Source organism: Pseudomonas sp. SLFW, assembly GCF_009905615.1.
Lineage (GTDB): Bacteria > Pseudomonadota > Gammaproteobacteria > Pseudomonadales > Pseudomonadaceae > Aquipseudomonas > Aquipseudomonas bambusae.
The window spans coordinates 1-22,936 of the sequence record NZ_JAAAKW010000011.1; the positions used below are offsets into that span (position 1 = coordinate 1).

At 62.1% G+C, this 22,936-nt stretch carries 20 protein-coding genes; 16 read left to right on the forward strand and 4 right to left on the reverse strand.

Annotated features, from left to right (window positions below; genetic code table 11):
• The first annotated feature begins 15 nt into the window (after window positions 1-15).
• The 4 genes from GVN17_RS19020 (at window position 16) to GVN17_RS19035 (ending at window position 4,453) form a co-directional block, all read left to right on the forward strand.
• Window positions 16-519 carry a sigma-70 family RNA polymerase sigma factor gene (locus GVN17_RS19020; protein WP_166597002.1) on the forward strand — a complete coding sequence of 168 codons (504 nt, stop codon included), beginning with the start codon at window positions 16-18 and terminating at the stop codon, window positions 517-519.
• Window positions 520-568: 49 nt separating this feature from the next.
• Entirely contained in the window at window positions 569-1,573 is a 1,005-nt protein-coding gene (locus GVN17_RS19025) for a FecR family protein (RefSeq protein WP_166596805.1), read from the forward strand.
• Window positions 1,574-1,729: 156 nt separating this feature from the next.
• Entirely contained in the window at window positions 1,730-4,156 is a 2,427-nt protein-coding gene (locus GVN17_RS19030) for a TonB-dependent receptor (RefSeq protein WP_166597003.1), read from the forward strand.
• A 117-nt stretch (window positions 4,157-4,273) separates the two neighbouring features.
• Window positions 4,274-4,453 carry a hypothetical protein gene (locus GVN17_RS19035; RefSeq protein ID WP_166596806.1) on the forward strand — a complete coding sequence of 60 codons (180 nt, stop codon included), beginning with the start codon at window positions 4,274-4,276 and terminating at the stop codon, window positions 4,451-4,453.
• Window positions 4,454-4,574: 121 nt separating this feature from the next.
• Here GVN17_RS19035 and GVN17_RS19040 read toward each other — a convergent pair whose 3' ends face one another.
• Entirely contained in the window at window positions 4,575-6,479 is a 1,905-nt protein-coding gene (locus tag GVN17_RS19040; RefSeq protein WP_166596807.1) for a sigma 54-interacting transcriptional regulator, read from the reverse strand.
• 239 nt (window positions 6,480-6,718) lie between these two features.
• Here GVN17_RS19040 and GVN17_RS19045 point away from each other — a divergent pair, with 239 nt between their 5' ends.
• From GVN17_RS19045 to GVN17_RS19075, 7 genes are all read left to right on the forward strand, one after another.
• Window positions 6,719-7,201, forward strand: a complete 483-nt coding sequence (locus tag GVN17_RS19045; protein WP_062387355.1) for an MSMEG_0572/Sll0783 family nitrogen starvation response protein — start codon at window positions 6,719-6,721, stop codon at window positions 7,199-7,201.
• Window positions 7,202-7,403: 202 nt separating this feature from the next.
• On the forward strand, window positions 7,404-8,381 hold the full coding sequence (locus GVN17_RS19050) for a Nit6803 family nitrilase (RefSeq protein ID WP_166596808.1): 978 nt from the start codon (window positions 7,404-7,406) through the stop codon (window positions 8,379-8,381).
• Window positions 8,368-9,450, forward strand: a complete 1,083-nt coding sequence (locus tag GVN17_RS19055; protein WP_166596809.1) for an MSMEG_0568 family radical SAM protein — start codon at window positions 8,368-8,370, stop codon at window positions 9,448-9,450. The genes GVN17_RS19050 and GVN17_RS19055 overlap by 14 nt, the downstream gene beginning before the upstream one ends.
• A 154-nt stretch (window positions 9,451-9,604) precedes the next feature.
• Window positions 9,605-10,165 carry an MSMEG_0567/Sll0786 family nitrogen starvation N-acetyltransferase gene (locus GVN17_RS19060; protein ID WP_166596810.1) on the forward strand — a complete coding sequence of 187 codons (561 nt, stop codon included), beginning with the start codon at window positions 9,605-9,607 and terminating at the stop codon, window positions 10,163-10,165.
• Window positions 10,158-11,186 (forward strand): sll0787 family AIR synthase-like protein, encoded by a 1,029-nt coding sequence (locus tag GVN17_RS19065; RefSeq protein ID WP_166596811.1) that lies wholly within the window; start codon window positions 10,158-10,160, stop codon window positions 11,184-11,186. Before GVN17_RS19060 ends, GVN17_RS19065 begins: the two co-directional genes overlap by 8 nt.
• Before the next feature lies 1 nt (window position 11,187).
• Window positions 11,188-11,508 carry an MSMEG_0570 family nitrogen starvation response protein gene (locus tag GVN17_RS19070; protein ID WP_166596812.1) on the forward strand — a complete coding sequence of 107 codons (321 nt, stop codon included), beginning with the start codon at window positions 11,188-11,190 and terminating at the stop codon, window positions 11,506-11,508.
• A gap of 190 nt (window positions 11,509-11,698) precedes the next feature.
• Window positions 11,699-12,979 (forward strand): MSMEG_0569 family flavin-dependent oxidoreductase, encoded by a 1,281-nt coding sequence (locus GVN17_RS19075; protein WP_166596813.1) that lies wholly within the window; start codon window positions 11,699-11,701, stop codon window positions 12,977-12,979.
• A 48-nt stretch (window positions 12,980-13,027) separates the two neighbouring features.
• Here the strand turns inward: GVN17_RS19075 and GVN17_RS19080 are convergent, their stop codons facing one another.
• Both GVN17_RS19080 and GVN17_RS19085 read right to left on the reverse strand, forming a co-directional pair.
• A complete protein-coding gene (locus tag GVN17_RS19080) occupies window positions 13,028-14,371 on the reverse strand; it encodes an endonuclease/exonuclease/phosphatase family protein (protein ID WP_166596814.1) in 1,344 nt (447 codons plus the stop codon).
• A gap of 48 nt (window positions 14,372-14,419) precedes the next feature.
• A complete protein-coding gene (locus GVN17_RS19085; RefSeq protein ID WP_166596815.1) occupies window positions 14,420-15,256 on the reverse strand; it encodes a hypothetical protein in 837 nt (278 codons plus the stop codon).
• Window positions 15,257-15,520: 264 nt separating this feature from the next.
• Between GVN17_RS19085 and GVN17_RS19090 the strand changes: the two genes are divergently transcribed.
• From GVN17_RS19090 to GVN17_RS19100, 3 genes are all read left to right on the forward strand, one after another.
• A complete protein-coding gene (locus GVN17_RS19090; protein WP_166596816.1) occupies window positions 15,521-16,252 on the forward strand; it encodes a GntR family transcriptional regulator in 732 nt (243 codons plus the stop codon).
• 220 nt (window positions 16,253-16,472) lie between these two features.
• A complete protein-coding gene (locus tag GVN17_RS19095; protein ID WP_166596817.1) occupies window positions 16,473-17,762 on the forward strand; it encodes an MFS transporter in 1,290 nt (429 codons plus the stop codon).
• A gap of 69 nt (window positions 17,763-17,831) precedes the next feature.
• A complete protein-coding gene (locus GVN17_RS19100; RefSeq protein WP_166596818.1) occupies window positions 17,832-18,677 on the forward strand; it encodes an amidohydrolase in 846 nt (281 codons plus the stop codon).
• A 146-nt stretch (window positions 18,678-18,823) separates the two neighbouring features.
• Here the strand turns inward: GVN17_RS19100 and GVN17_RS19105 are convergent, their stop codons facing one another.
• On the reverse strand, window positions 18,824-19,717 hold the full coding sequence (locus tag GVN17_RS19105; protein WP_166596819.1) for a LysR family transcriptional regulator: 894 nt from the start codon (window positions 19,715-19,717) through the stop codon (window positions 18,824-18,826).
• 155 nt (window positions 19,718-19,872) lie between these two features.
• On the opposite strand from GVN17_RS19105, the gene GVN17_RS19110 reads away from it, so the two are divergent.
• Both GVN17_RS19110 and GVN17_RS19115 read left to right on the forward strand, forming a co-directional pair.
• Window positions 19,873-21,222 carry an NAD(P)H-dependent oxidoreductase gene (locus GVN17_RS19110; RefSeq protein ID WP_166596820.1) on the forward strand — a complete coding sequence of 450 codons (1,350 nt, stop codon included), beginning with the start codon at window positions 19,873-19,875 and terminating at the stop codon, window positions 21,220-21,222.
• Between the two features lie 109 nt (window positions 21,223-21,331).
• Window positions 21,332-22,660 carry an MFS transporter gene (locus GVN17_RS19115; protein ID WP_166596821.1) on the forward strand — a complete coding sequence of 443 codons (1,329 nt, stop codon included), beginning with the start codon at window positions 21,332-21,334 and terminating at the stop codon, window positions 22,658-22,660.
• The last annotated feature ends 276 nt before the right edge of the window (window positions 22,661-22,936 follow it).

The window sequence follows — 22,936 nt, forward strand, 5'->3', positions numbered from 1 at the left end:
CATTCCCACCCCCTCATGACCCTCAAGCTGCCACGAAGCAAAGGCTTTCTCGATCATTACGAAGAGCTCGTGGGCACCTGGACCCGCCGTCTGAAGAACCGTCATCAGGCCGAAGACCTGACCCATGACGCGTTCGTGCGCGTGCTGGAATCGACCGGCGGGGCGAGCGTCGAGCAGCCTCGGGCGTATCTGCATCAAACGGCCCGCAACATCGCGGTCGACACCTGGCGGCGTGAAGACCGGCGCAGTGAACTCGAACGGGAATCTCTCGACACATCAGCCGGTCACACGGATGACCCGGAGGCGTTCATGCATGCCATCCAGCTGGCAGACTCCATCGAACGTGCCCTGGCGGAGTTGCCGCTCAACTGTCGCAAGGTGTTCGTCTGGCAAAAGCTCGAAGGGTTGTCGCAGCTGGAGATCGCCGATCGCCTGGGCCTGAGCAAGAACATGGTGGAAAAGTATATGATTCGCACGCTGCGCCATTTGCGCGACCGGCTGGATGCCCCGGCGCCATGATGCATCGTCACCGGGAACTGGCCCGCCTTTCATTTGCTCAGGAAACACCATGACGACGGACCGTGATTGCCCTTGTGGCCCAGACGCCGTACGCGATCAGGCGGCGTGGTGGTTTGCCCGTGCTCGCGATGGCGAGCTGTCGTCGGAGGAGCACGCTGAGTTTGAGGCCTGGCTGAGCGCCCACGACCCGCACGCCCATGAATACCGCCTGCTGCAAAACCTGTGGGGCGCCGCCGATCTGCTGCCCAGGGCACGGCTCGAAGCCCTGTGTGAACCGGATGCGCCGACGCCGTTGCCTGCGCCATCTTCTCCCGCTCGTCGAACATTCGCCCGCTATGCGGTGGCGGCCAGTCTGGTGGCGATGGTGGTGGGAACGAGCCTTTACTTCGGCCTGGACCCGCAGCCGGATTACAGCGCGGACTTCGCCACGGCGGTGGGCGAACGGCGTCAGGTGGCATTGCCGGATGGCTCGGTGCTGGACCTCAATGGTCGCACCCGTCTGAAGGTGCACTTCTTCAGCGCCACGCGTCAGGTCGAACTGACCGAGGGCGAAGCGATGTTCAGCGTCGAACACGACACCTCCCGACCGTTTGTGGTGCAGACCGGCAATGGCTCGGTGACCGTCACCGGCACGCGCTTCGACGTTCGTCGCGACCCGACCCGCACGCTGGTGGCGGTGGAGTCTGGCACGGTCAAGGTCAAGGGCACGGCGGGCGAGCAAGGGAATCAGGTCACGCTCACAGCGGGACTGGGTTCGAGCATCGATGCCAGTGGCAACGTCATGCCGGCATCGGCCGTCAACACGGCGGCGATCACGGCGTGGCGTACCGGCAAGCTGGTGTTCAACGACGCGTCCTTGAGGGACGTGGTGCAGGAAGTCTCCCGCTATCGCGCCAAACCGCTGCGGGTCAGCGATGGAAAGGCCGCGAATTTGCGCCTGACCAGCGTGTTCAAATCCGACGACACGGACGCTCTGCTCCGGGCCTTGCCGAGCATTTTGCCGGTGGCCGTTCGAACCCTCGCCGATGGCAGTCAGGAAATATTTTCAAAATAGATTCAGGTTTTTTCGCGGCCCTTCGTCTTCTTGTCCAACTGCGATTGCTTAGCATTCAGAACAACGCAGATGTGCTTCGCATTCTGAAACTTCAGGACAAGACCCGACGTGAAAAACAATAGACTCAACGCGCTTCAACTGGCCGTCCGCCGCACCCTGCCTGCACCGCAATCCTCTCGCTGGCTGCCGTGGGCGTTGGCCCTGGCGGTCGGCACCGGCGCGGGTCACTGCTATGCCGAGGGCGCGCCGACGGCGATTCACATTCAGGCCCAACCCCTGAGCGCCGCGTTGAGTCAACTGGGTCAGCAGACTTCCCTGCAACTGTTTTTCAGCCCGGACCTGGTCGCCGGGAAGCAGGCGCCCGCGGTGGACGGCAATCTGTCACCGGAACAGGCGCTGCGTTCGCTGCTCAAGGGCAGTGGTCTGGACTATGAAATGTCCGCCGACACCGTGGTGCTCAAACCTGCCGGACAAAGCGCGTCCGCCACGCCGGGCAGCCTTGAAATCGCGCCGATGGAAGTGAAAGTGGTGGGGGACTGGCTCGGTGATGCCGACGCCGCCGTGGTGCAGAACCACCCCGGTGCGCGGACGGTGGTGCGCCGTCAGACCATGGTCGAGCAGGGCGCGCAAAACGTCGGCGATGTGCTGCGGCGCATTCCCGGCGTGCAAGTGCAGGAATCCAACGGCACGGGCGGCAGCGACATTTCCCTGAACGTGGGCGTGCGTGGCCTGACCTCGCGCCTGTCGCCACGCTCGACCGTGCTGATCGACGGCGTACCTGCGGCGTTCGCGCCCTATGGCCAGCCACAGTTGTCGATGGCGCCGATTTCCTCGGGCAACCTCGACAGCATCGACGTGGTGCGCGGCGCAGGTTCGGTGCGTTACGGGCCGCAGAACGTCGGCGGTGTGATCAATTTCGTCACCCGCGCCATCCCGGAAAAGCTCAGCGGTGATGTCAGCAGCACCATCGAGACCAGCCGCCACGGCGGTTACAAAAACATGGAGACGATGTTCATCGGCGGCACGGCAGACAACGGCCTGGGCGCAGCCTTGCTGTACTCCACCGTCAACGGTTCGGGCTATCGCTCCAGCAACAATGACAATGACATCGACGACCTGCTACTCAAGACCCATTGGGCGCTCACCGAGCAGGATGACCTGTCGGTGAACTTCCACTATTACGACGCCAAGGCCGACATGCCAGGCGGTCTGACGCAGAAGCAGTTCGACGCCAATCCGTATCAGTCTGACCGCGACTACGACAACTTCAGCGGTCGTCGCAAGGACGTGTCGATCAAGTACAAGCGTCAGATCGACGACTCGACCCAGGCCGAACTGCTGACGTATTACACCGACAGTTTTCGCGGCAGCAACATTGCCGCCCGCGACCAGAAAACCCTCGGCTCCTTCCCGCGCAGCTACCACACGTTTGGCATCGAGCCGCGCGTTTCGCACGTGCTGGACCTGGGGCCGACCACCCAGGAAGTCAGCGTGGGTGCCCGCTACCTGAAAGAGGCCATGCATGAGCAGGCGTCTCGCCTGGGGCTGGTGAACAACACTCCCGTGGTGATTCCGGGTTCCGACGGCCACGTCTATCAGGATCGCACGGGTGGCACTGAAGCGACCGCGTTCTACATCGACGACAAGATCGATGTGGGCAAATGGACCATTACCCCTGGCATTCGCTTCGAGCGGATCAGCACCGATTGGCACGACCGCCCGGTGCTCGGCACCAACGGCGTGCGGGTGCAAGAGAAGGACCGCAGCGTCAACAACAACGAACCGCTCCCGGCGCTGAGCGTGATGTATCACCTGTCGGACGAATGGAAACTGTTCGCCAACTACGAGACGTCCTTTGGCAGTCTGCAATACTTCCAGGTCGCTCAGGGTGGTACCGGCAACGACACGGCCAGTGGCTTGCAACCGGAAAAGGCCAAGACCTACGAGCTGGGCACCCGTTACGACAACGGCACGTGGGGCGGCGAGCTGACGGCGTTCTACATCGACTTCGACGACGAACTGCAATACGTCAGCAACGACGTGGGCTGGACCAACCTCGGCGCCACCAAGCACCAGGGCATCGAGGCCTCGGCCCACTACGACCTCAGCGCCCTCGACGCGCACTTGGCTGGGCTGACGGCCAACGCTGGCTTCACCTACACCCGCGCCACCTCCGAAGGCGACATCCCCGGCTTCAAAGGCCGCGACCTGCCGCTCTATTCGCGTCAGGTGGCCACGGTCGGTCTGCGTTATGAGGTCGATCGCTGGACCTACAACGTCGACGGCTACGCCCAATCGAAACAACGCGCACCCGGCACCGGGACCAACGCCGATGGCAGCTTCAACGGCAACTACATCACCACGCCCTCGGCTGACGGTCAGTACGGCGACATCCCTGGCTACGTCACTTGGAACGTGCGCGGCGCTTACGATTTCGGCAAGCAGATGTCGAACCTCAAAGTGGGGGCGGGCGTAAAGAACCTCTTCGACCACCAATACTTCACCCGCTCCAGCGACAACAACTCGGGGATCTACCTGGGGCAGCCACGGACATTCTTTGTGCAGGCGAGTGTGGGGTTTTGAGGGCAAGTCATACCGTGTAACCAAGAGCGCCTTCGCGCGCTCTTTTTTTGCGAATGCGGTTTATAGGATTGCCAGTGCTCGCCCTTGAGTTACAGTGCGAAGGTTTCAGGAGGGAGCATGAAAAAAGAACTGTTCAAGCGTCTGGTCGAGAGCATGATGGAGATGGGCGAGATTGTTCGGGGCGAGCATCACCCGTCTCGCGAATTTCATGTCGAACCGAACGACACCGAGGCGGATCGAGAGGCGATACCCCCAGTGCAGCCGAGTGTTTTTCCGGATGCTCAGTGCGGCGGTTAAATGCAGTGAGTCATGGAGTACTGAGTGTGCCTGCCAAGTCTGAAGCGTCAGGGTTTGCTGCCAAGCAGCAGTAGAACCTGACAACCTTATTGTTCAGATCCCTGCGGCGCATGCAGGTCACTCAATCCACCTCAATATCCAGCCGCTTCAACCGCGATGCCAGCGTCGTCGGTTTCACCCCCAACAATTCCGCCGCACCGCCTTTGCCAAACAACTTGCCATTCGCGGCCTTCAAGGCGGCGTGCATGTTGTTGCGTTCGAGGTCGCGCATCTGGTCTTCGGTGAGGAAGGCGGGCTGCGCAGAAACGCCGACACTCGCACTGTCTGAGGCCTTCGGTTCATCAGGCAAATCCATATTCAAATCCGCGCCCGTCGAGGTGATCAGTGCCCGTTCGATCACGTTCTGCAATTCGCGAATGTTCCCCGGCCAGGAGTAGTTCTGCAGTCGTTCGATGTCGCTGTTACGCAAGCGGCGACCGGGCATGTTCAGGCGTTTGCCGACTTGTTTGAGGAAGTGCGCGGCGAGCGGCGCAATGTCCATCGGACGGTCGCGCAAGGCGGGGGACTGGATCGGGAAGACGTTAAGACGGAAGTACAAATCCTCGCGAAAATGCTTCGCCCCGACTTCCTGCCTCAGGTCGCGATTGGTCGCCGCGATGATCCGCACATCGACTTTGCGGGTGCGTTCTTCGCCCACCCGTTCGAATTGCCCCTCCTGCAACACGCGCAGCAATTTGCTTTGCAGCTCCAGTGGAATCTCACCGATTTCGTCAAGAAACAGCGTGCCGCCGTCGGCCAGTTCGAAGCGTCCGACCCGGTCCCGAACCGCCCCGGTGAACGCGCCGCGAATGTGGCCAAAGAACTCACTCTCAAACAGCTCCGTCGGAATCGCCGCGCAGTTGACCCGAATCAGCGGGTGCGCGCTGCGGCGACTGGCCTGGTGAATGGCGCGGGCGATCAATTCCTTGCCGGTGCCGGATTCTCCATTGATCAACACGCTGGCATCGGTCGGCGCGACCACGTCGATCTGCTTGATGATTTTCAGGATCGGCGCGCTCTGGCCGACGATCTCGCGGAAGTTGTGTTCGATGTGAATCTCTTCCTGTAAGTAAGCGTTCTGGTCTTCGAGCCGCTGCTTCAGCACCTTCAGTTCGTCCAGCGCCGTTTGCAGCTGAGTCTCGGTGCTGCGCCGTTCGGTGATGTCGCGAAACACCACCACGGCCCCCGCAATACGCCCATCCGAGATCACCGGCGTGCTGGTGAATTCCACCGGAAAAAAGCTGCCGTCACGACGCCAGAACACCTCCTGCCGACCTTCGTGTACCACACCGTCGTGCACGGCCTTGTAGATCGGGCAATCCTCGACCGGGTAGTGGCTGCCGTCTTCGTGGCTGTGGTGATGAATGCGGTGGATGTTCTTGCCGAGCATGTCCTTGGCGTCCCAGCCGAGCATCCGCGCGCCCGCCGGGTTGACGAAGGTGGCCAGGCCTTCGCTGTCGATGGCGTAGATGCCGTCACCCACCGAACTGAGCAGCAGCTGATTGTCCCGCTCGGACTCCTGAAACAGATTGAGGATGTTGCGCCACTCGATCAGCCCGCCGCGCATGGTGCGCTCGGTGTGGGCCTGATCCTGCTGGTACTTCTGCTGGCTGGCCTCGCGCAGCACCAGGATCAACTGCGGGCTGCCCTTGATTTGCAGGGTGGTGGCGGAGATTTCCAGTTCGATGCGCTCGCCGGTCTTGATGTTGCAACTCAAGTCGTCGGTCCAGCCACGGCCTTTGTCCATCACCGCCTGGGTGAACACGATCAGGTCCGCCAACTGGTGCCCGAACAGTTTGCTCACGGGCAGGGCCAGCAACTCCTGGCGCGGGTAACCGAGCAGCTTGCAGGCGGCGATGTTGAGGTCGCCGAAGTGATCGGCGAACGGGTCGAGGAGGGCGATGGCTTCGGCGCAGTGCTCGAACACCATGTGCCGCGAGGAATAGGCCAGGTCGGCCCAGCCAATCAACGAATCGGGTTCGTTCATGATTACGAAATCTCGTGGCTTTCCACTACGAAGATTCGTACTTCTACGGGAATGCGTAATGCCCTGAAAGCATCAGATGGTAGGTAAAAAGACGGATCAGATGGGGATCTTCCTTGAAATCAAACGTTTACGCCTTTCACGAGACCCTCGATTTTTTTTGGCACGGCCTTCGCTCTATCAGGTTGTCACCCGGTGAACGATCCGGACACCGACAACACCCGAATGAACGGAGCGACGACATGCCAAGCGTAGACATCAATCACTATCAAGACGGCGACTTCCTGGTCAATTACGAAGAGAAGGTCTTCGAGGACGTCAAAGCCGAGCCGGGCGAAAAAGCCCTGCTGACCTTCCACACCATCGCGTTCGAAGGGTCGATCGGCCTGGTCAACATGCTTCAGGCCAAGCGCCTGTTGCGTAAAGGCTTCGAAACCAAAGTCCTGCTGTACGGACCGGGCGTGCAACTGGGTGTGCAGCGCGGCTTCCCGACGTTGGGCGCCGAAGCGTTTCCGGGGCACTTGGCGGTGAATAACCAGATCAAGGCGTTCATGGCCGAGGGTGGCGAAGTCTACGCCTGCCGCTTTGCCCTGCAGGCGTTGTACGGCCAGACCGAAAAGGCGCTGATCGAAGGCATCCGCCCGATCAACCCGCTGGACGTGATGGACCTGCGCCTGCTGATGCGCCGTGAGGGCGCGATGATTATTGATACCTGGACGGCGTAACGCCCGACGCCGCCAATTGGGCAGGCTGACGCCAATCCCTGTGGGAGCGAATGTATTCGCGATAGGTTTTCAGGCGACGCCGATGCGTTGGCTGAACGATCGCCTTCGCGAATGAATTCGCTCTCACAGAGATCGCGGCCGGCGACAGATCAACCGATGCCTCGTGATCCGCACGATCAATGCACGACCAGGACACCCCGACATGACCACCATCCGCGCCGCCGCCGTTCAGTTCAGCCCCGTGCTGTACTCCCGCGAAGCCACCGTCGCCAAGCTGTGCCGCACCTTGCTTGAATTGGGTCGCGAGGGGGTGCAGTTCGCGGTTTTTCCGGAAACCGTGGTGCCGTATTACCCCTATTTCTCCTTCGTCCAGCCGCCATTCGCCATGGGCAAGGAACACCTGCGACTGCTGGAAGAGTCGGTCACCGTGCCCTCCGACGTCACTCGGCAAATCGGCGAGGCCTGCCGCGAAGCGGGCATCGTCGCCTCCATCGGCGTCAACGAGCGCGACGGCGGCACGATCTACAACGCGCAATTGCTGTTCGACGCCGACGGCACGCTGATTCAACACCGACGCAAGATCACCCCGACCTACCACGAGCGCATGGTGTGGGGGCAGGGCGACGGTTCGGGCCTGCGTGCCGTGGACAGCGCCGTGGGCCGCATCGGCTCGCTGGCCTGCTGGGAACATTACAACCCGCTGGCCCGTTACGCGCTGATGGCCGATGGCGAACAGATTCACGTGGCGATGTTTCCCGGCTCGCTGGTGGGCGATATTTTTGCCGAGCAGATCGAAGTCACCATCCGTCATCACGCCCTGGAATCCGGCTGCTTCGTGGTCAACGCCACGGCCTGGCTCGACGCCGATCAACAGGGGCAGATCATGCAGGACACCGGCTGCGCTCTGGGGCCGATATCCGGGGGTTGCTTCAGCGCCATCGTCACGCCGGAAGGCAAGTTGCTCGGCGAGCCGCTGCGCAAGGGCGAAGGCTGGGTGATCGCCGACCTCGACCTGAAGCTCATCGACAAACGCAAACGCATGATGGATTCCGTCGGCCACTACAGCCGTCCGGAACTGCTGAGCCTGCTGATCGACCGCACGCCCACCGCCCAGCTGCACGAACGCAGCCCGCACCCGATGACCCCTGTCCGCGAGGAGCTGAGCCATGCAGACCAATGAACTGCTCGCCGAATTGCAATGCCACGGCGTGCGCTGGCCGGCCGCGCAAAACGGCCTGTCACGCAAGGGCGGCGCGGGGCCATCGGACCATAAGGCGCTGACCGTGGGCGGTCGGACCATGATGGTGCCGATCCTCAACCAGGCTTCGCAGACCTCGCCGTACCAAGCGCAACCCAGTGAAGACGGCAGCCTGGCGCTGATCTTTCGTGAAGGCTTGCAGGTCGGTCAGGTGAAGATGCCCGGCGTGCCAAATTTCTACAGCCGCAGCACCGCCGACGGCATCCCGTACTGGAAGATCGCCACGCTGCACAGTGCTGACGTATTGGCCACCACGGTGTTGCAGCACTGCATTCGTTTCAATGATCGCAGCACGTCCTGCCAGTTCTGCGCCATCGGGCAGTCGCTGGCGGCGGGCAAGACCATCGCCCGCAAACGTCCGCAACAGTTGGCGGAAGTGGCGAAAGCCGCCGTCGAGCTGGACGGCGTGAAGCACATGGTAATGACCACCGGCACGCCCCAGACGCCGGATCGCGGCGCCGCGATTCTGTGTGAGTCCGCCGCTGCCGTCACCGCCGCCGTGGACCTGCCGATCCAGGCCCAATGCGAGCCGCCGGACGACGACGTCTGGTTCGAACGACTGGCCGACAGCGGTGTGGTCTCGCTCGGCATGCACCTGGAAGCGGTCACGGACGAGGTGCGTCAGCGGATCATGCCGGGCAAGGCCGAGGTGCCGTTGAACCGTTATTTCGAAGCCTTCGAAGCGGCGGTGAAGGTGTTCGGGCGCGGTCAGGTCAGCACCTACATCCTCGCCGGGCTGGGCGACAGCGAACGGGCGATCACCGACATGAGCGAGCGTTTGAGTGCGATAGGCGTGTACCCCTTCGTCGTGCCGTTCGTGCCCATCGACGGCACGCCGCTGGCTCATCACCCCAAACCCGACAGCGCCATGATGGCCCGGCTCTACCCGCAGATTGGCGCCAGCCTGCGTCGTCACGGCCTGCACTCGGAAAATATCAATGCGGGCTGCGCGAAATGCGGCGCGTGTTCGGCGTTGAAGAATCATGAATGACGAAATGGGATGGCTTGCTGAGGAACATCTTCTGTAGGAGTGAGCTTGCTCGCGATGCGATGGTCGTCGCACAAAAGATGCGTCGGAAGTACTGGCCTCTCGCGAGCAAGCTCACTCCTGCAAGGGCGCTATTTCATTTCACGGGAGACGGATCATGCAGAACCTGGCCTTTGCCCTCGTCGACAGCACCTTCGAACCGTTTCGCGCCGGTGAGCTGGTGGTCAAACCCGCTTCGGAACCTTGGGAGAAACAGGCGTACTTCGCGCTGCGTCGCTCGGTGTTTTCCGATGAACAACAGCTGCTGCCCCAGGACAAGGACAGTCACGACTTTCAGGCCATCGCCATTGTCGCACTGGCCGGCAACTGCGGCATGGCGGATCAGGTGATTGGGGCTGTGCGCATCTATCAACCTGAGCCGGGCCTGTGGTTCGGCGGGCGTTTGTGCGTGGCCCAGGCTTATCGCCGCCACAGCATGATCGGCAAGGCGCTGGTCAACGAGGCGGTCTCACGGGCCAAGGAACTGGGTTGCGAGACGTTTCGCGCCACGGTTCAGGCGCCCAACGAAGCGTATTTCCATGGCTTGCAGTGGCAGACCCTCGAACACCTCGAACTGCTGGGCCAGCCCCACTGCCTGATGCAGGCTGATCTGGCCTGCTATCCATTGATGCCGCGTCAGGTCTCGTTGCACCCGTTGAAGGGGGCTCGTCATGGCTGAATCCATCGATCTGAACGCGCTGCTCGACACCCTGCGCATGACACCGGCGATGCTGTCCAAACAGGCGATCCAGCAACCGGCGAAAATCATCGGCATCAGCGACAAGCCGCTGACCCGCGCCGAGCTCTACGCGCTGCCCGGCGACGACACCGCCGCCATTGCCTGTGGCGATCACTTTCAGTTGCTGGCCATCGAAGGCATGTTGCCGGGTTTCGTGAAAGCGGCGCCGTGGTTCGCGGGCTGGTCAGCGGTGATGGCCAATGTCAGCGACATCACCGCGATGGGCGGGCGCGCCACCGCCGTGGTCAACGCTTATTGGCACCACGACGATGCCGCCGCGCAGGAAATCCTCGCGGGTATTCGTGCCGCCTGCGACGCCTATGGCCTGATGCTGGCGGGCGGGCACACCAGCCTCGCCGCGCACAATCCCACAGCCTTGGCCGTGGCGATCACCGGCATTGCCAGCCGCTTGCTCTCGACCCTGCACGTGAAGCCGGGGCAAATCATCGCCATGGCGGTGGATCTGGAAGGCTATTGGCACGCCGACAGCACCTATTGGAAAGCCTTCGAAGGCGTGCCCGCCGAGCGCCTGCGCAGCAAGCTCGAAGTGCTGCCGCGTCTGGCCGAAGCGAAACTGCTGCATGCGGCCAAGGACATCAGCAACGCCGGGGTTCTGGGCAGTCTGTTGATGCTGCTGGAAACCACTGGCTGCGGGGGCGACATCGACTTGCAACGGCTGCCGTGTCCGGACGCCGCCGACCTCTTGCGCTGGCTGCAAGTCTTCCCCAGCTATGGATTTCTCATGACCCTGGACGACGCCGACTGGCCCAACGTTCAGGCGGCATTCGCGTTCGAAGGCCTGCGCTGCGAACGCATCGGCCGGGTGACTGACAGCGCCGAACTCACCGTTCAGCACGGGCTGCAACGCCGCACCTTCTGGAACCTCAACGAGCAGCCATTCACCGGGTTCAGTTACCCGCACCTCGACCTTTCACCTCTGTCCGCACATAAGGAGCACTGACATGCCCGCCGTCAATTTCCGCATCCGCTGGCCCAACGGCAAAGAGGCCGCCTGCTACTCGCCCTCGACCGTGATCTACGAACATTTGCAGGAGGGCGCGAGCTACCCGCTGGCGGATTTTCTCCAGCGAGTCGACGGCGGGTTGAACAACGCCTCCGAGCGGGTGAAGCAGGTCAAGGGCTTCTACTGCAGCTCGGCGATGGACACCCTCGGCATGCTCAAGGGACAGGCCTTCGGGCAGTCCGAAGGGGAAGTCGAAGTGCTGAGCATGCGCACCGAAGGCGGTGGCCGGGTGACGGGTGCGGGCTGGAGTTCGTTTTGATCAATGCAATTCGCCTGTAGGAGCGCGGCTTGTCCCGCGATCTGGCGCGAAGCGGCAGTAGAACCGATCAATACGGTTTGTCGGAAGCACCGCGATCACAGGTTTACGACTGCTGCGCAGCCGATCGCGGGACAAGCCACGCTCCTACAGGGGCCTTCATTTCAGAGACAGATTTTTGGAGAGAACCACCATGCCCAGCTCAATCACCCCCATCAAAACTCCGCACCACAGCGTGATCATCGTCGGCGGCGGGCAGGCCGGTCTGTCGGCCAGCTACTACCTGCAACAGCAGGGCGTCGATCATCTGGTGCTGGAAAAGCACAGCTTGACTCACACCTGGCGCCACCAGCGCTGGGACGCGTTCAGTCTGGTCACGCCCAACTGGCAATGCGCGCTGCCAGGGTATCGCTACAGCGAAGAGCACGGCGGCACGGACCCCCACGGCTTCATGAAAAAGGACGAAATCAACGCCTACCTGGCGGGTTTCGTCACAGCGGTCAACGCCCCGGTGCGCGAAGGCGTGACGGTCAAGCGCGTGGCGCCTCGTGCTTCGGGCGGGTTCGACGTGCACACATCCCAAGGCGACTTTACCGCCGATCAAGTGATCTGCGCCTCGGGCGGTTATCACACGCCGATCATCCCGCGCCTGGCCGAGCGCCTGCCTTCGAGCATCACCCAGATTCACTCCGAGCAATACCGCAACCCCCAGGCCCTGCCCGAAGGCAATGTGCTGGTGGTCGGCTCCGGGCAGTCCGGTGCGCAGATCGCCGAAGACCTGCATCTGGCCGGGCGCAACGTCTATCTGGCGGTGGGTGATGCGCCTCGCTGCGCGCGGTTTTACCGGGGCAAGGACGTGGTCGATTGGCTCGCGGAAATGGGGTATTACCGGATCGGCGTTGATACCCATCCACTGCGTGAAGGCGTGCGCGACAACACCAACCATTACGTCACCGGGCGCGACGGCGGTCGGGACATCGACCTGCGCAAATTTGCCCTGGAAGGCATGGAGCTGTTCGGTCGCCTCGACGGCTTGCAAGGCGAGGTGATGCAGTTCAGCGACAACCTCACGGACAGCCTGAACAGCGCCGATGCGGTGTACAACCGGATCAACGCGTCTATCGACAAGTACATCGCCGAGCAGGGGATCGACGCGCCAGCGGGTGAGGGTTACGAGCCGGTGTGGACGCCAGAACAGGAGCGTCGCGAGCTGAATCTGCTGGAGCAGGGCATCACCTGCATCATCTGGTGCATCGGCTTTACGCCGGATTTCAGCTGGGTCGATGCGCCGGTGTTCAGCGGTCGTGGTCATCCCGGCCATGTGCGCGGCGTGACGGCGCAACCGGGGTTGTATTTCCTCGGGCTGCCATGGTTGTACACCTGGGGGTCGGGCCGATTCTCCGGCGTGGCGCGGGATGCCGAGTACCTGGTTGAGCACATCGCACGGGTGCGTGCCAAGCACAAGGTGGCTTAGCCACTCACGTGAGCGCGTACGCCACCCTCGGCGGACGCGCTCACTGGCTCACTCGGGAAACGCCAGCGTGAAACTGGCCGCTCGATGGTCCGACGGGCCGGCGGCGCTGACCTGCCCGGGGGCGGGATCGATGCTCGTGCCATTCACCACGGCGTAATCCAGTATCGACTGAGGTTGTGTGCTGGGGTGAGTCGCCGCGCCGGGCAGCACCAATTGCCCGATTTCCGGAGGGGAAATCCATGGGCCCCGAGCGGGCTGGCTGCCAGTAGGGTCTTCTCGAGGGTCCCGGTTGAAATCACCCAACAAGGCGACGGGTGTCGGCGTGTGCCAACTCACTTCTCTGAGCACACGCGGAGCATTGGGTCCACCGCCGGAAATCGCGTGGAAGCTGTAGACGGTGATCGACTCCGCGCGCGAATGGCGCCTGCGTATCACCACGCCCAGTGCCGGGCGATTCGGCGGGGCGCCATCGCGCGGGGGCAGGCCATCGGAAATCACCACCGGTGTCACCACTTCAATGTCACCCCGGCTGGCGACGACCACTGCCAGGTTGACCCGCAAGCGCTGGACGTCGAGAAAAAACAGCTGATATTGCTCCGGGCGCGAGACGCTGCCCGCTTCCCACAGATACTGCTCAACCCGGAACACCGCACCGAATTGATCAGCCACCGCCAGGTCGGTCACGTGCCGGGCCGAGGCTGGACGAACCCCTGCTTCCTGGAGGGCAATGAGGGTGTTCTCACGGGCCAGTGGCAATACGAACGTGCGCCATTTTGCATCGCTCGCTTCTGACGTGCCTTGCATGTTCCAGGTGGCCACCGACAAGGAACGATGAACGCTGGACGGTGCCCGACCCAGTTCGATCCGCGTGCCTTGTGCATCGTCGATCATCCGTGCGTGGTGATAATCCCGGATGCCCCCGTGCAGGCGAATGCGCGACAGCCAAGGGCCGTGGGCCGCCCCGACAATGATCTGCAACATTCTCAGGGCGTCCCCGTGGTCCAGGGTTTCGGGGCCCTGTGCTGCGCGCAGCCCGTTCATGATGAAGGCGTGATGCAGGTGATAGAAATTCAGCAGCATTGGGTAGCTGACACGGGCCGGTGCCGCCGCGATGAGCGCGATGAACCGGGCATCGTTGTAGAGCCGCCGGAACACCGAGGTCAGCCGCTCTGCGTAATCCCGTTGCGCGGCTTCATTCGCGCTGCGCATGTAACGCTGGGACAGTGCATACGCCAGCCACGCCGACGTGTGTCCGGCATCGGCGGGCGCGGAAGACAGTAACGTGGCGATGTCCGTGACCACCACTTCGAATTGCGTTTCGAAGTCTTGCAGGCGGGAAACGGAGAGCAGTTCGCGGCTGATGTAATCACGGATGGTGGGGTTGACGGGCATGGCAAACGCTCACGAAGTCTGTTGGCGGGAGAGGGGACTGGAGCGCGCTCACTGGGAAAAAACCGCTGTGAGCTGCCCGTCCTGAACCGCCAGCGTCGGGCTGACCGGGGCGCACGTCAGCAGCGTGCTGGCGACGGGCGCACTCACGCAGTGACCGTCATAGGTGTACTGGTGCAGCGCGTTGTCCTGCCCGGCGAACGCCAGGGTGAGCAATCCGTCATGCACGGTCAGCCCCGGCGAATGCGGGTAGCTCTGATTGATCAGCGGGATGCGGCTCGTCCAGTTTGTGCCGTCGCTTTTCAGCAAGAAGCAGTGACCCGACTCCCTGTCGCTGTAGATCAAATGAATGAGGTTCTGGTAGGTCGCGGCCACCGGGCTCAGGTGGGACAGCGCCGTGGCCTGGCCGTCGCTTTTGATCACGGGGCGTCTGCGCCAACTACTGAGGTTGGTGGTGGTCTTGTGGAAGAGGTTGGCGCTGTCGTGAGCCTTGTAAAACATGTGCAGCGTGCCATTGAGAACGGCGAAGGCGGGTGTCTGCGATAACCGATCACTCATCTGCGACACGGTGACCAAGGTGTTCGAAGGCTCGACGTAACGGCAGAGCACGGTCAGGTTCTGCGCGTTCCTGTAGGCCATGTAGAGCGTGTCGTTGAACGAAAAAAGCGCCGGCACGCCGCTGCTGCGCCTGGCTGTTTCGAGCGTTGTCCATTCCCGCTCCGAGGCGGCCTGCCGGGTGATCAGCTTGATCACGTCACCTTCCCCGAGGTACGCGGCATACAGCGCGCCCTTGTGTTCCGCCATCCGGCAACCCTGATCAGAGGCCTCGCCGATCAGCTGTGAGCCGCAGAGAATGCCGTGGGGATGTTGCGTGTAATACAGATTCATGAGTCAAAAATGCCTGCGTTGGAAAACCCTCACGTAAGCGGGTGGCGGAGCTGTTCGCTAGAGGACGTCAGGACTCACAGGCGTAGGAACATTCGACAAGGGCGATGCCGGGATGACAGGTGGGCGTAGGCGTTTTCGCAGGTCCGGCGAAAAGAGCGAAGCGCCGAACGGCAATGCGCCCACCTTGACGATCAGCTGTAACAGAACAATACTTTGCGCAGATTCATATAGATGACTAGATAACTACAACAGCGAAGCGCCGCCATGAACCGTCTTTCCAGTGATGTCCGCCTGCCGCTTTACCAACGTTTGCGTGATCAATTGGCTGAGCAGATCGCCAATAACCGCTGGCGTCCGGGTGAGGCCATTCCCACCGAAGCTGCCTTGTCGAGCGAGTACTGTCTGTCCACTGGCACGGTGCGCAAGGCCATCGACATGCTGGTCAGCGAAAACATTCTCGAACGCCAACAGGGGCGTGGGACCTTCATTCGTCGTCCGCAGTTCCAGTCGTCACTGTTCCGTTTCTTTCGTTTCCAGAGCGTGTCCGGCGAACGTCAGGTGCCGGAGAGCCGCATTCTTTCCATCGAACCGGTCAACGCGCCTTCTGCCGTGTCCCAGGCGCTGGGGCTGCCGCTGGAGGCGCCGGTGATTCGCATGATCCGTCTGCGTTTGCTCGACGCCCAGCCGGTGCTGGCCGAAGAGATCTGGCTGCCGCAGGTGCAGTTTCAGGTGTTGCTCGATACCGACATCAGCCGCCACGGCCCCTTGCTCTATCCCATCTACGAAGAACTGTGCGGGCAGGTGGTCGCCTACGCCGAAGAAACCTTGACTGCCGAGGCCATCGGCGATGTCCATGCCCGACTGTTGCAGGTGCCGGCCGGTAGCCCGGTGGTGGTGATCGAACGCCTGGCCCGCAACTACGCCGGACAACCCTTGGAATGGCGCCGCTCGCGAGGGCACGCCAGCCATTTTCGGTACAGCGTGGATATCAGATAACCCGACACCGTTTTCATGGCCCACTGCTGCACTTACTGTGGGAGCGAATTCATTCGCGAAGCGGTGTTACATCCGACCGATGTGTATCGATTGCACTGGCCGCTCGCGAATGAATTCGCTCCTACAGGGGATCGGGTCCGTCATTGATAGATCGACAAGCCTGCCACGAGAGCAGGCTTTACAACCACTGCCGCGTCACACACTTATAAGGACAAGAACCATGTTCAACTGGTATCGCCAAGTCACTCCTCGGGAGCGCAAAACGTTCTGGGCCTGTTTCGGCGGATGGTCGCTGGACGCCCTTGAAGTCCAGATGTTCGGCCTGGCCATTCCTGCGCTGATCGCGGCTTTCGCCATGAGCAAGGGCGACGCCGGTCTGATCAGCGGCGTGACCCTGATCACCTCGGCGCTGGGCGGCTGGGTCGGCGGCACGCTGTCGGACCGTTACGGTCGCGTGCGCACCCTGCAATGGATGATCCTCTGGTTCTCGTTCTTCACCTTCCTGTCGGCGTTTGTCACCGGCTTCAGCTCGCTGCTGGTGGTCAAGGCCCTGCAAGGTTTCGGCATCGGTGGCGAGTGGGCGGCGGGCGCGGTGCTGATGGCCGAAACCATCAACCCGAAATACCGTGGCAAGGTCATGGGCACCGTGCAGAGCGCGTGGGCGGTGGGTTGGGGCCTGGCGGTGGGCGTGTTTGCGCTGATCTATACCTTCGTTCCGGCCGACATGGCCTGGCGCGTGATGTTTCTGGTGGGTCTGCTGCCGTCGCTGCTGATCATCTGGGTGCGTCGCAACGTCGAGGAACCGGACAGTTTCCAGCGCCTGCAAAAAGACAACGCCATCCCGCAGAACTTCTTCAAATCCCTGGCGGGCATTTTCCGTCCTGAACTGCTGCGCGTGACTCTGCTCGGTGGCTTGCTGGGCCTCGGTGCCCACGGTGGATACCACGCGGTCATGACCTGGCTGCCGACGTTCCTGAAAACCGAACGCAACCTGTCGGTGCTCAACTCCGGCGGCTACCTCGCCGTGATCATCGTCGCCTTCTGGTGCGGCTGCGTGGCCAGCGGTTTCCTGATCGACCGCATCGGCCGTCGCATGAACATCGTGCTGTTCGCCCTGTGCTGCGTGATCACCGTGCAGTGCTACGTGTTCCTGCCGCTGACCAACACCGAGATGCTGTTCCTCGGCTTCCCGCTGGGTTTCTTCGCGGCGGGCATTCCGGCCAGTCTCGGCGCGTTGTTCAACGAGCTGTACCCGGCCGACGTGCGCGGGGCAGGGGTGGGCTTCTGCTACAACTTCGGCCGGGTGCTGTCTTCGGTGTTTCCGTTCCTCGTCGGCCACATGAGCGAGTCGATGTCCCTGGGTTCGGCTATCGGCATCGACGCCGGTATCGCCTACGGCGTCGCCGTGATTGCCGCCCTGTGCCTGCCGGAAACCCGTGGCCGCAGCCTCGAAGCCACCGCCGCCGCTGCCCAGGGCTCGACCCCGCGCAACGAAGCGGCCAGCGCCTGACGATTCCTTTAGTGCGGTGCCCGGATTTCAACCCCCCGGCACCGCGTATTCCTTCGATAGATGAGACCCATGTCCGAGACCTTTCCCGCGTCGATTCCTGGCATCGACGGCCACGCACACGTATTCAGCAGGGAGCTGGATCTGACATCGGCACGACGCTATTCACCCGACTACGACGCCACGCTGGCGTTGTATCTTCAGAACCTGCAAAGCCATGGCCTGAGCCACGGCGTGCTGGTGCAACCGAGCTTTTTGGGCACCGACAATAGCTACCTGCTCGATGCGCTGAAACAGGCGCCGGGCCTGTTACGGGGCGTGGTGGTGGTCGAGCGCGACATCTCTCGCGCCGAGCTGAACGACATGGACCGGCTGGGCGTGGTCGGCCTCCGCCTGAACCTGATGGGCAAGGCGCTGCCGGATTTTTCCGAGCCGCAGTGGAAGGTGTTGTTCGCGCATGTGGCCGAGCTGGACTGGCACGTGGAGCTGCACCGCCATGTGGCGGACCTGCCGGGGCTGATTCGTGCGCTGATGCCGTTCGGGGTCAAGGTCGTCGTCGACCATTTCGGTCGGCCCGATGCGCGGTTAGGGCTGGATCAACCGGGCTTTCGCGAGATGCTGGAGCTGGGGCTCGGCGGTCAGGTGTGGATGAAGGTTTCAGGCATTTATCGGCTGGAAGGTATTGAGCAGGAAAACCTCGACTTCGCCCGCGCCGCATTGCCGCTGCTGGTGCAGAGCTTCGGCCCGCAGCGGTTGGTGTGGGGCAGCGACTGGCCGCATACGCAGCATGAAAAGCAGATCAGCTACGGCACGGTGGTCGAGCAGTTGCATGCGTTGGGTTGTTCGCCACAGGTGATGCGCTCACTGTTGATCGAAGCGCCGCAGGTGTTGTTCGATTTTTCGGTGGTTGAGGCGTGAGATAAAACCTCCCGAACAACGCAAAACCCTGTGGGAGCGAATTCATTCGCGAGAGGCCCTTACAACCGGCACATCTCCATCGTCGGGACCATTTTTCGCGAATGAATTCGCTCCCACAGGGTGAACGTGCTGATCCCGGATGTCGTTCAAATCCGCCAGAACAACGGTTCCCGCGCCACTTCGCGTTCCAGAAACTGCTGCATCACTTTCACCCGCGCCAGCTCGCACGTGTCGGCGTGGGTGATGATCCAGTACGTGCGGTTGATCTTCTGGCTGGGCAAAATCTGCCTCAGCCCCGCCTCGCCACGGGCCATGAAACACGGCAACACGCCCAATCCCACCCCCGCACGCACCGCCGCGAGTTGGCTGATCACGTTGGAAATGCGAATCCCCGGATGAATCACCGGGATCTGCCCGCGAAAATAATTCAGCTCCGGCGTCCACATCAGGTCTTCCACGTACCCCACCCATTTGTGCTGGGTCAGTTGCGCGACTGAGTCGATGGCGTCATGCCGCGTCAGGTACGACGGCGCGCCATAAATCCCCAATTCGTAATCCACCAGCTTGCGCGCATGCACCCGGCCGTGATCCGGGCGCGCCATGGCAATCGACAAATCCGCCTCGCGTTTCGACAGGCTGAAATGGCGCGGGTTGGCCACCAGTTCCACTTCGAGTTGCGGGTGGTCGGCCATCAGGCACGGCAAGCGTTCCGCCAGGAACCAAGTGCCGAAACCTTCGGGCGTGCCGATGCGCACGGTCCCCGACACGCTGTGCTGCGCATCCTGCAACCGGGTTTGCAGGCGCAGGCTGATGCTTTCGATGGACTCCGCTTCCTGAATAAGCGCCTCACCTTCCTGAGTCAGGGTGTAGCCCGTGGCGCGGCGGTCGAACAGCTTGACCCCCAGCGCCTCTTCGAGGCTCGCCAGACGTCGGCTCAAGGTCGAGTGATCGAGGTTCAGGCGTTGCGCGGCGACCGTCAGACGGCCTGTGCGGGCAATCGCCAGGAAGGTTTGCAAGTCGTTCCAGTTGAAAGCGTCCATGTGGTTTTTTGCACATCCGGTAGTGGGAAAAGGCTCATTCATCCGCAGAAATACTAATGCTAGATTCGAATCTCCACAAACGGTGACGAGGACGACACCCGCCCCGCACACCGTTTACGTAGCGGTCCATAACAACAAAAGAGGACGTACCCCTCATGATGCTGATTGATCAACTGCAACAACGTCAGGCCGACGGCAAGCCGGTTCGTGTCGGTCTCATCGGCGCGGGCAAATTCGGTTCGATGTACCTCTCCCAGGCCCGCCGCACGCCGGGCATCCACCTGATCGGCATCGCTGATCTGTCGCCGGAACGCGCCCGCAACGCCTTGGCGCGGGTGGGCTGGAGCCCCGAGCAATACGCCGCGCGCTCCTTCGACGACGCCGTTCGCAACCAGACCACCTACATTCAGGACGACGCCCAGGCGCTGATTTCCAATGGCCAGGTCGATGTGATCATCGACGCCACAGGCAGCCCGGCGGCGGGGATTCGTCACGCCTTGCTCTGCTGCGAACACCGCAAGCACATCATCATGGTCAACGTCGAAGCCGACGTGCTGGCCGGTCCGTTGCTGGCACAGAAGGCAGCCGAGGCCGGGATCGTCTATACCATGGCCTACGGCGATCAACCGGCGTTGATCGTCGAGCTGGTGGACTGGGCCAGAACCTCGGGTTTCGAAGTGGTCTGCGCGGGCAAGGGCACCAAATACTTGCCGGCTTACCACACCTCGACCCCCGACACCGTCTGGGGCTATTACGGCTTTACCGAAGAGCAGGTCGGCTCCGGCGATTTCAACGCACAGATGTTCAACTCGTTTCTCGACGGCACCAAGTCGGCGCTGGAAATGGCGGCGGTGTCCAACGCCACGGGCCTGACCCCGGCGGCCACGGGCCTGGCGTTTCCGCCCTGTGGCGTGGACGATTTGCCGACGCTGCTGCGGCCACGGGACATCGGCGGAATTCTTTCTCACTCAGGGACGGTCGAGGTGATTTCCTCGCTGGAGCGCGACGAGCGCCCGGTGTACCGCGACCTGCGCTGGGGCGTGTACGTGACGTTCAAGGGGCACAGCGATTATGTGCGCGACTGCTTCTCGCAATATGGCGTACGGACCGACCCGACCGGCGAGTACGCCTCGCTGTACCGGCCATACCACATGATCGGTCTGGAGCTGGGCATTTCCGTGGCCCAGGCCGCGCTGCTGGGCCGTGCGACGGGGGCCACCAACGGCTTCCGTGGCGATGTGGTGGCGACGGCCAAACGCGACCTGCAAGCGGGCGAAAAACTGGACGGCGAGGGCGGGCATCGGGTGTACGGCAAGCTCATGCCAGCGGTGGATTCCCTGGCCATGGGCGGCCTGCCGATCGGTCTGGCCCACGGCGTGGTGCTGAACCGTCCAGTGGCAGCGGGCCAACCGGTGCGCTGGAGTGACGTCACGGCGGACCTGTCGATTCAGGCGGTGCGGGTGCGCAAGGAAATGGAGGAAATCTTTCAAGCGACGTTGCGGTAACCGAGGGCGCACTGCATTCAGGCCCGCGTCGGCTGTCAGGCACTCTGTCTGGCCGTCGGCGCACAGGGTCTTCCAACAATAAAAAGATCTTCAGAAAGAAGAGGAATGTATGTCGAATATCACCGAAGCCGTCGTCGCCGAGACGACCAGCCAGACGACTGCGCAGGCCGCAAGCAAGGTCGATGTGTATCGCAAGATCGCCTGGCGGATCATGCCGTTCATTATCTTCTGTTACCTCACCGCGTACCTCGACCGGGTCAACGTCGGTTTCGCCAAATTGCAGATGATGCAAGACCTGCAATTCAGTGACGCCATCTACGGCTTCGGCGCCGGGGTGTTCTTCATCGGCTACTTTTTCTTCGAAGTGCCGAGCAACCTGATCCTTCACCGGGTCGGCGCACGCATCTGGATCGCGCGGATCATGATCACCTGGTCGATCATCTCCGCCGCCATGCTCTTCGTGCAGACGCCGATGCATTTCTACATCGCACGTTTCCTGCTCGGCGTGGCCGAAGCCGGGTTTTCGCCAGGCATCATGCTGTACCTGACGTATTGGTTTCCGTCGAAGAAACGTGGTCTTTCGCTCGGGCTGTATTACATCGCCATCCCGCTGGCCGGGGTCATTGGCGGGCCGATTTCCGGGATCATCATGGCGACGCTGAAAGACTCGACCGTCATGGCCAACTGGCAATGGTTGTTCCTGCTCGAAGCCATTCCGTCGTTCATCGCCGGTATTGCCGTGCTGTTCCTGATGGTCGATAAACCCGCCAAGGCCAAATGGCTGACCGACGCGCAGAAGCAGGAAATACAGAGTGACCTGGCGCGGGAAGACGCGGTGAAAACCGAACATGCCAGCGTGCGCAGCTTCATGGGCGACCGCAACATCTGGAAGCTCACGGCAGTGTATTTCTGCCAGATCATCGGGCTGTACGGCATCAGCTTCTGGCTGCCGTCGCTGATCAAGCAATCCGGGATTCAGGACGTGGCCTACGTGGGCTGGATTTCAGCGATCCCCTACCTGGTGGCGCTGCCTGCGATCATCATTTCTGGCATGACGGCCGACCGCACGGCTAAACGCCGCCAGCATTTCTCCGGGGCGTTGTTGATCGGGGCCTTGGGGTTCATCGTCTGCCCGTTGGTGGGCGCCAACCCGGTGCTGGTGGTGCTGGCGCTGTGCGTCGCGACCGCCGGGGTGCTGTCCGCGCTGTCGCTGTTCTGGGGCATTCCATCCGCGTTTCTTGCCGGGGTCTCGGCTGCGGCGGCGATTGCCGGGATCAACTGCATGGGCAACCTCGCCGGGTTCGTGTCGCCGTACATGGTGGGGTGGCTGAACACCGCAACCGGGCACACCGACACAGGTTTGTACGCAGTGGCGGCGTTCCTGACCTTGGGTGCGCTGTTGGTGTGGCAAGTGCCCAAGGCGTTGGCGGATCGGTGACTTAACACCACACCAACCCTGTAGCAGTCCGGCTTGCCGGCGGTGGCAATTTTTTGGACGCCACCGCCTACAACGTCCGGTGCGCGCAGGATCTCTACTGTGGGAGCGAATTCATTCGCGAAGGGGCCGGTACATCCGCAGTATCTCTATCGCCTGAAATCTTTCGCGAATGAATTCGCTCCCACAGGTTTTGTGGTACGCCGAGATTACGTGACCGACATCAATCCCCCTGTAGCAGTCCGGCTTGCCAGCGGTGGCGTCCTTGAAATCGCTACC

What these genes read in the sequence shown, in the direction of transcription:
- GVN17_RS19035 (WP_166596806.1), top strand. Translation starts at nt 4,274, where the DNA reads ATGAAAAAAGAACTGTTCAAGCGTCTGGTCGAGAGCATGATGGAGATG.
- GVN17_RS19085 (WP_166596815.1), bottom strand. Translation starts at nt 15,256, where the DNA reads ATGAATCTGTATTACACGCAACATCCCCACGGCATTCTCTGCGGCTCA.
- GVN17_RS19055 (WP_166596809.1), top strand. Translation starts at nt 8,368, where the DNA reads ATGCAGACCAATGAACTGCTCGCCGAATTGCAATGCCACGGCGTGCGC.
- GVN17_RS19065 (WP_166596811.1), top strand. Translation starts at nt 10,158, where the DNA reads ATGGCTGAATCCATCGATCTGAACGCGCTGCTCGACACCCTGCGCATG.
- GVN17_RS19080 (WP_166596814.1), bottom strand. Translation starts at nt 14,371, where the DNA reads ATGCCCGTCAACCCCACCATCCGTGATTACATCAGCCGCGAACTGCTC.
- GVN17_RS19040 (WP_166596807.1), bottom strand. Translation starts at nt 6,479, where the DNA reads ATGAACGAACCCGATTCGTTGATTGGCTGGGCCGACCTGGCCTATTCC.
- GVN17_RS19095 (WP_166596817.1), top strand. Translation starts at nt 16,473, where the DNA reads ATGTTCAACTGGTATCGCCAAGTCACTCCTCGGGAGCGCAAAACGTTC.
- GVN17_RS19020 (WP_166597002.1), top strand. Translation starts at nt 16, where the DNA reads ATGACCCTCAAGCTGCCACGAAGCAAAGGCTTTCTCGATCATTACGAA.
- GVN17_RS19050 (WP_166596808.1), top strand. Translation starts at nt 7,404, where the DNA reads ATGACCACCATCCGCGCCGCCGCCGTTCAGTTCAGCCCCGTGCTGTAC.
- GVN17_RS19110 (WP_166596820.1), top strand. Translation starts at nt 19,873, where the DNA reads ATGATGCTGATTGATCAACTGCAACAACGTCAGGCCGACGGCAAGCCG.
- GVN17_RS19060 (WP_166596810.1), top strand. Translation starts at nt 9,605, where the DNA reads ATGCAGAACCTGGCCTTTGCCCTCGTCGACAGCACCTTCGAACCGTTT.
- GVN17_RS19025 (WP_166596805.1), top strand. Translation starts at nt 569, where the DNA reads ATGACGACGGACCGTGATTGCCCTTGTGGCCCAGACGCCGTACGCGAT.
- GVN17_RS19100 (WP_166596818.1), top strand. Translation starts at nt 17,832, where the DNA reads ATGTCCGAGACCTTTCCCGCGTCGATTCCTGGCATCGACGGCCACGCA.
- GVN17_RS19115 (WP_166596821.1), top strand. Translation starts at nt 21,332, where the DNA reads ATGTCGAATATCACCGAAGCCGTCGTCGCCGAGACGACCAGCCAGACG.
- GVN17_RS19090 (WP_166596816.1), top strand. Translation starts at nt 15,521, where the DNA reads ATGAACCGTCTTTCCAGTGATGTCCGCCTGCCGCTTTACCAACGTTTG.
- GVN17_RS19045 (WP_062387355.1), top strand. Translation starts at nt 6,719, where the DNA reads ATGCCAAGCGTAGACATCAATCACTATCAAGACGGCGACTTCCTGGTC.
- GVN17_RS19075 (WP_166596813.1), top strand. Translation starts at nt 11,699, where the DNA reads ATGCCCAGCTCAATCACCCCCATCAAAACTCCGCACCACAGCGTGATC.
- GVN17_RS19105 (WP_166596819.1), bottom strand. Translation starts at nt 19,717, where the DNA reads ATGGACGCTTTCAACTGGAACGACTTGCAAACCTTCCTGGCGATTGCC.
- GVN17_RS19070 (WP_166596812.1), top strand. Translation starts at nt 11,188, where the DNA reads ATGCCCGCCGTCAATTTCCGCATCCGCTGGCCCAACGGCAAAGAGGCC.